General features: G+C 62.9%; 6 protein-coding genes. 1 reads left to right on the forward strand and 5 read right to left on the reverse strand.

Annotation, left to right across the window (positions count from 1 at the left end; translation table 11 throughout):
- On the reverse strand, nucleotides 1-1,080 hold a 1,080-nt coding region (locus tag AHiyo1_RS24560; protein ID WP_059388177.1), incomplete at its 3' end, for a hypothetical protein.
- A 171-nt stretch (nucleotides 1,081-1,251) separates the two neighbouring features.
- On the opposite strand from AHiyo1_RS24560, the gene AHiyo1_RS07815 reads away from it, so the two are divergent.
- Nucleotides 1,252-1,503 carry a hypothetical protein gene (locus tag AHiyo1_RS07815; protein ID WP_113990593.1) on the forward strand — a complete coding sequence of 84 codons (252 nt, stop codon included), beginning with the start codon at nucleotides 1,252-1,254 and terminating at the stop codon, nucleotides 1,501-1,503.
- Between the two features lie 76 nt (nucleotides 1,504-1,579).
- On the opposite strand, the gene AHiyo1_RS07820 is transcribed toward AHiyo1_RS07815, so the two are convergent.
- The 4 genes from AHiyo1_RS07820 to AHiyo1_RS27885 form a co-directional block, all read right to left on the reverse strand.
- Entirely contained in the window at nucleotides 1,580-3,091 is a 1,512-nt protein-coding gene (locus tag AHiyo1_RS07820; RefSeq protein WP_059388179.1) for a putative bifunctional diguanylate cyclase/phosphodiesterase, read from the reverse strand.
- Complete coding sequence (locus AHiyo1_RS07825) at nucleotides 3,088-3,534, reverse strand: DUF7793 family protein (protein WP_059388180.1); 447 nt, start codon at nucleotides 3,532-3,534, stop codon at nucleotides 3,088-3,090. The genes AHiyo1_RS07820 and AHiyo1_RS07825 overlap by 4 nt, the downstream gene beginning before the upstream one ends.
- Nucleotides 3,535-3,811: 277 nt before the next feature.
- Nucleotides 3,812-4,438: a DUF998 domain-containing protein gene (locus AHiyo1_RS07830; protein ID WP_445286200.1), complete on the reverse strand. Its 627-nt coding sequence runs from the start codon at nucleotides 4,436-4,438 to the stop codon at nucleotides 3,812-3,814.
- Entirely contained in the window at nucleotides 4,324-4,575 is a 252-nt protein-coding gene (locus tag AHiyo1_RS27885; protein WP_340639297.1) for a hypothetical protein, read from the reverse strand. The genes AHiyo1_RS07830 and AHiyo1_RS27885 overlap by 115 nt, the downstream gene beginning before the upstream one ends.
- Nucleotides 4,576-4,601 lie beyond the last annotated feature (26 nt).

Raw genomic sequence — 4,601 nt, forward strand, 5'->3', positions numbered from 1 at the left:
CCGAACGCAGCCAACGCCCGCACGCGCTACCCTGGCCCAGAATCGGGCTTCCGAATCAGGCCCCCGGCTCAAGCATCTCCCGGGCTTGGAGGCACGCTGGTGGGCGCCGGCTTTCTCGAAGCGATCGGCCGCTTCGACCAGGCTTTCTTTCGCCGCCTGCTTGTTCCCGGTACCGGCTTGGGCCCGCGCCATCAAGAGGAATACCTCGCCTGCCATCTGCGCGGGCAGTTGGTCAGCGCTGCGACTGATTTCGTTCAGCAGCTCAAGCGCCGCCCCGGCGTCTCCTGCCAGGTAGTTCCAATGCGCGCGGTTGAGGCGAAGCAGGAGAATTTCCTCTTCGCTGCCGCCGACGACATCCGTGGCAAGCTCCGCCCGTTCAATGCACCGAAGGGTGGCCGCATCGGCCACTTCAGCGGCCAGCCTCATCGCGGCCGAGGCTTTGTTGAACTTGGCCCAGACATCAAGGTTCCGCGAAGGGGAAAAGGTTTCCGCGGCAAGCTCATGGTAGTGGAGGCCTTCAGCTACCTTGTCGCAGAGGAACGCCACATTCCCGATGACCCAGTACGCCTTGCCGGCCAACTGGTCATCCATTTCATCAGAAATTCTCGCCGAGAGGGACAGGCACTCCTCCCACGCCTCCTCCAGTTTGCCGGACTCGCCAAACGCGGCGATCAGTGCCTGCCGCGCATGGACGTCGATTTCCATGTCTGCGTCATCATCGACCAGTCCAACTGCCGACGCCGCAGCCGAGGTGGCCATCTCCAACAGCCCTTCACCCCGAAGGGAGTTCGCCATCAAGATGAGTGCCCGGGCCCGGTGCTGGGGTGAGGCGACAGCCAACGATGCCTCGGAAAGGGATCTCGCCAGCGCAGTGCTGGCAGCGAAATCACCTGCGTCGAGAAGATTCTCCGCTTGGAGGAAAGTCATGTTCCACCATCCGGCGGAATCGCCCTCATCGAGGGCAATATCGGCGGCCGAGCGCGCACCATCGGCAGCCTTGGCGAAGTCATGGCTGGCCCGGTGACCCCTCGCTTGCAGTTCCGCAGCGGCGTACGACGGCGCAACCTTCTTTTCTCCCATGGCTCCATTATGTCCCTGAGACACTCCGCCCATGATTCGGGCGAGCGTTTAGCATGTTTCTCCACCGTCCGGACGGACACTGATGACACGGCGTGTCGTTACTCTTATAATGAGCGTGCTTCACTTCGTTCACTCCAGTCGCATCAGTCACATATCATCAGGAGCTTTCGCATGAAAAGAACTCTCGCCGCGCTCCTCGCGGCAGCAGCAATCTTGCTCGCAGGAATTACCGGCTCGGCAGCTGTGTCCGCCAGCAGCCAGAGCCCGTCACAGGATTCGTCCATAGCCACGGGCTGGTGGCCGAACTTCGCACAGAACTCGGCAGAGGCCACTGGCTGGTGGCCGAACTCCACCACTCAGGGTTCGCCTCAGGCGACTGGCTGGTGGCCGAACTCCGCCACCAACTCCACTCCCTCCAACTAGCAATACCTGAAAGGCACCGGACCCAAGGTCCGGTGCCTTTCCGCTGCCCGTCTTCCGTTGCCGGGAGGAGGCATGCTCAGGTGCCTCGCAACAGTTCCGCGAATTTATCCGCCGCCATGGGCCGGCCAAAGTAATACCCTTGGCCACTGGCGCAGCCCAGGCGGGCAAGCTCAGCCGCCTGCTCCGCCGTTTCGATACCCTCGGCAACAGCCTGCATCCCGCAGGCGTGAATGAGCTGGAGAACAGCCGCCACAAAGGCCCGCTCCTTGTCGTCCGTGCCCAGCCCTTGGATGAGGGAGCGGTCAATCTTGACCACGTTGACGGGAAGGCTGCGCAGGTAGCTGATGGACGAATAGCCAGTCCCGAAGTCGTCGATTTCCAGCCGGATACCGAGTCGCCGGAGGCCGGTCAGAGAGTATTTGTCGATGTCGCTTCCGTTCACGGCCATTGACTCCGTGAGCTCGATGACCAGCTTGGATGCCTCCACTCCGGTTTCGGCGAGCACTTCCCGCACATGCTCGATCAATTCCAGGCTTTGCAATTCGGTGGTGGAAATATTGACCCGCATGCTGAAGTCTTCGTCCATGCCCGGACCGTCCTGCCACTCGCGCAATTGCTGCATCGCCCGCCGGAGAACCCAATAGCCAAGATCGATGATGATGCCGGTTTCCTCGGCCAACGGGATGAATGCATCCGGCATCAACAATCCCCTATCGGGGTGGTTCCACCGCACCAGCGCTTCAGCGCCTTCAATCCGCCCCGAGGCCAACTCGACAACAGGCTGGAAATGGAGGACCAGCTGATCTGTCCGGATGGCTTCACGCAGTTCCGAGATCATGAGTCCTTGGAGCCGGCGCGCGTACAACAAAGCCGGTTCGAAAACCCTGACGCTGCTCCCCTGCTCGGCCTTTGCCGCATACATGGCCGTGTCGGCTTCCATGACGAGGTCGTCCACGGACTGCCCTGGTTCGGCGACCCGGAGCCCGATGCTGGTTCCACAGATGATCCGGACTTCGCCGATGTCGATGCTCTCACCGACGGCCCGAAGGATCCGCTTGGCAACGCCACGCGCATGCGCCGCATTGGATTTGGGCAGCATCACGGCAAATTCGTCCCCGCCGAGCCTCGCCACCATGTCAGTGTCGCGGACCGCTGCGAGCAAGCGCCTGGCGGTAACCTTCAAGACGGTATCCCCGGCGCCGTGCCCCAGAGTGTCGTTGATCCCCTTGAATGAGTTCAAGTCCAAAACGAGCAACGCGGGCGGGAGCTCACCCCGCTCGGATTCGACGAGTTCATGGTTCAGCGCCCTTTCGAGTGCCGTGCGATTCGCCAACTGGGTCAGCGGATCAGTGAGCGCCATCCTTTCGAGTTCGATCTGGGCCTCGCGCAGCATGGCAGTCCGGCTTTCGACCCGCTCCTCGAGCTCCTGGTAAATGGCTTGAAGATCGTCGGCCATGAGGTTGATCCCAGTGATGACGGCAGCCACTTCGTCACGCGGGCCGGAGACCGGGATCCTCGTGCTGAGGTCTCCGTCCGCGATCCGGACCACCCCTTCAACGAGGGCAAGCAGCCGCGGGTCCTGGCTCATGATTCACGGTGGTGCTCTCTCAACCAGTCACGGGCTTCCGCCTCGGACGTGAAGAACCGTCCCGGAAGGGAGCCTGGCTTCGCGCGTAGGAGAAAGTGTGCAATCACCCGGTCCACCGGGCTCTCCCCCAAGAGGGCGCAGGCCGAAATAGCCACGGAATTCGTGTAGGTCAGGCGCGCGTCGTCGGTGACGGACAGTACTCCGGTCACCCTGAGCAGAAGCGGGAGCCGCCGTCCGTCCGCAAACATACGAACAGCCGCCGCGGCCGCCTGGGCTTCGGGTGAGCGGACTACGCTGTTCGGTGGCAGGGTGACCTCGATAATGCCGTCCTCCGCCAAGTCAACGGTGATCTGATCGGCAGGGACCATCACGTCTTCAGGCGAAGCATCCAGGGCATCATCGGGAATCCGCGAATCCCGGGCGGGGAGTGTCTGGGAGCTCATCGCCGCGCCACCTGCCGCCGTCGGGCGATCGGCCCGCGAAGGTCCCGAAGGCCATTACCCGAGGGGTGGGATGCTGCCTTTATGGGGGATGTATCGCCTGCGTGTCCCGGACGACGCAGAACAAGCTGATGAGTCATGGGTCCTATGTTCTGCCGTGTCGGTCAATCTAATCTGCGCCAAGACTGCATGGAACCCTCAGCCCGGCGCCATTCCGGTGAGTGCACTCATGATAATGCAAAGATTGCCCACCCGCTGACATGAGGCTACCCGCGAAAACTCATCGTTTCGCAAGCCGCGCCGCCGTTCGCCGTACTTCCCGGACCCGTTGCGCCACCACAAGTCCCGCGGCGGAAAATCCGATCGTGACCGGATAGGCCATCAGTCGTTCCAGGGTTCCCGGTTCGGGGACATCCATCCGTGTCAGGCCGCCGACCACCAAGGCGCCCAGCGTCAACGTCCCGCACGCCAGGATGAACCAGCTCATCGCTGTATGCGGCAGCCAGAGCAGCCCGAGGAGCAACAGTGCGGATGCTCCACCGATAAAGAACATCAGGGCGCCCGCAAGATGGAAGGGTGAACCCAGGTCTTCCGGCACAAACCCAACAACCACAGTTCCCAGCCCGGAGACACCCGCCAGGAACCGGACCGCGACGGCGGTGGGCCGCGCTTTGCGGTAGGCGGCACCCTGCAGGATCCGCACGCCGGGACGGGCCGCAATGCACAGGAGCGCCGAACTCAGCAGGATCGCCCCGAAAAGCATGCCCAGGCCCTGCACTACGAAGGAGGCATTCATGAGCAGATGCAGGGGCGAACAGACGTCGCGGTGCTCGTAGACCCCGCACTTGAGCGCGCCAAGATCACTGATGAACCCGGTCCGGCGGTCGTAAGGTTCGGGGCCCGCCAGGCTTCGATCACCGCCGATTCGGCCACGAAATACTGCACCACGCTCAACTGGGCCCAACCGCCGATGTTCGAGCGGATGGTGCCGAGCTCCGGGAGGTGGCCGCCGTGGGCGGCCACCACGGTTATTTGCTCTCTCATGCGGGCCAGCCTAACGCCAGCACCCG

The organism is Arthrobacter sp. Hiyo1 (assembly GCF_001263615.2).
Lineage (GTDB): Bacteria > Actinomycetota > Actinomycetes > Actinomycetales > Micrococcaceae > Arthrobacter.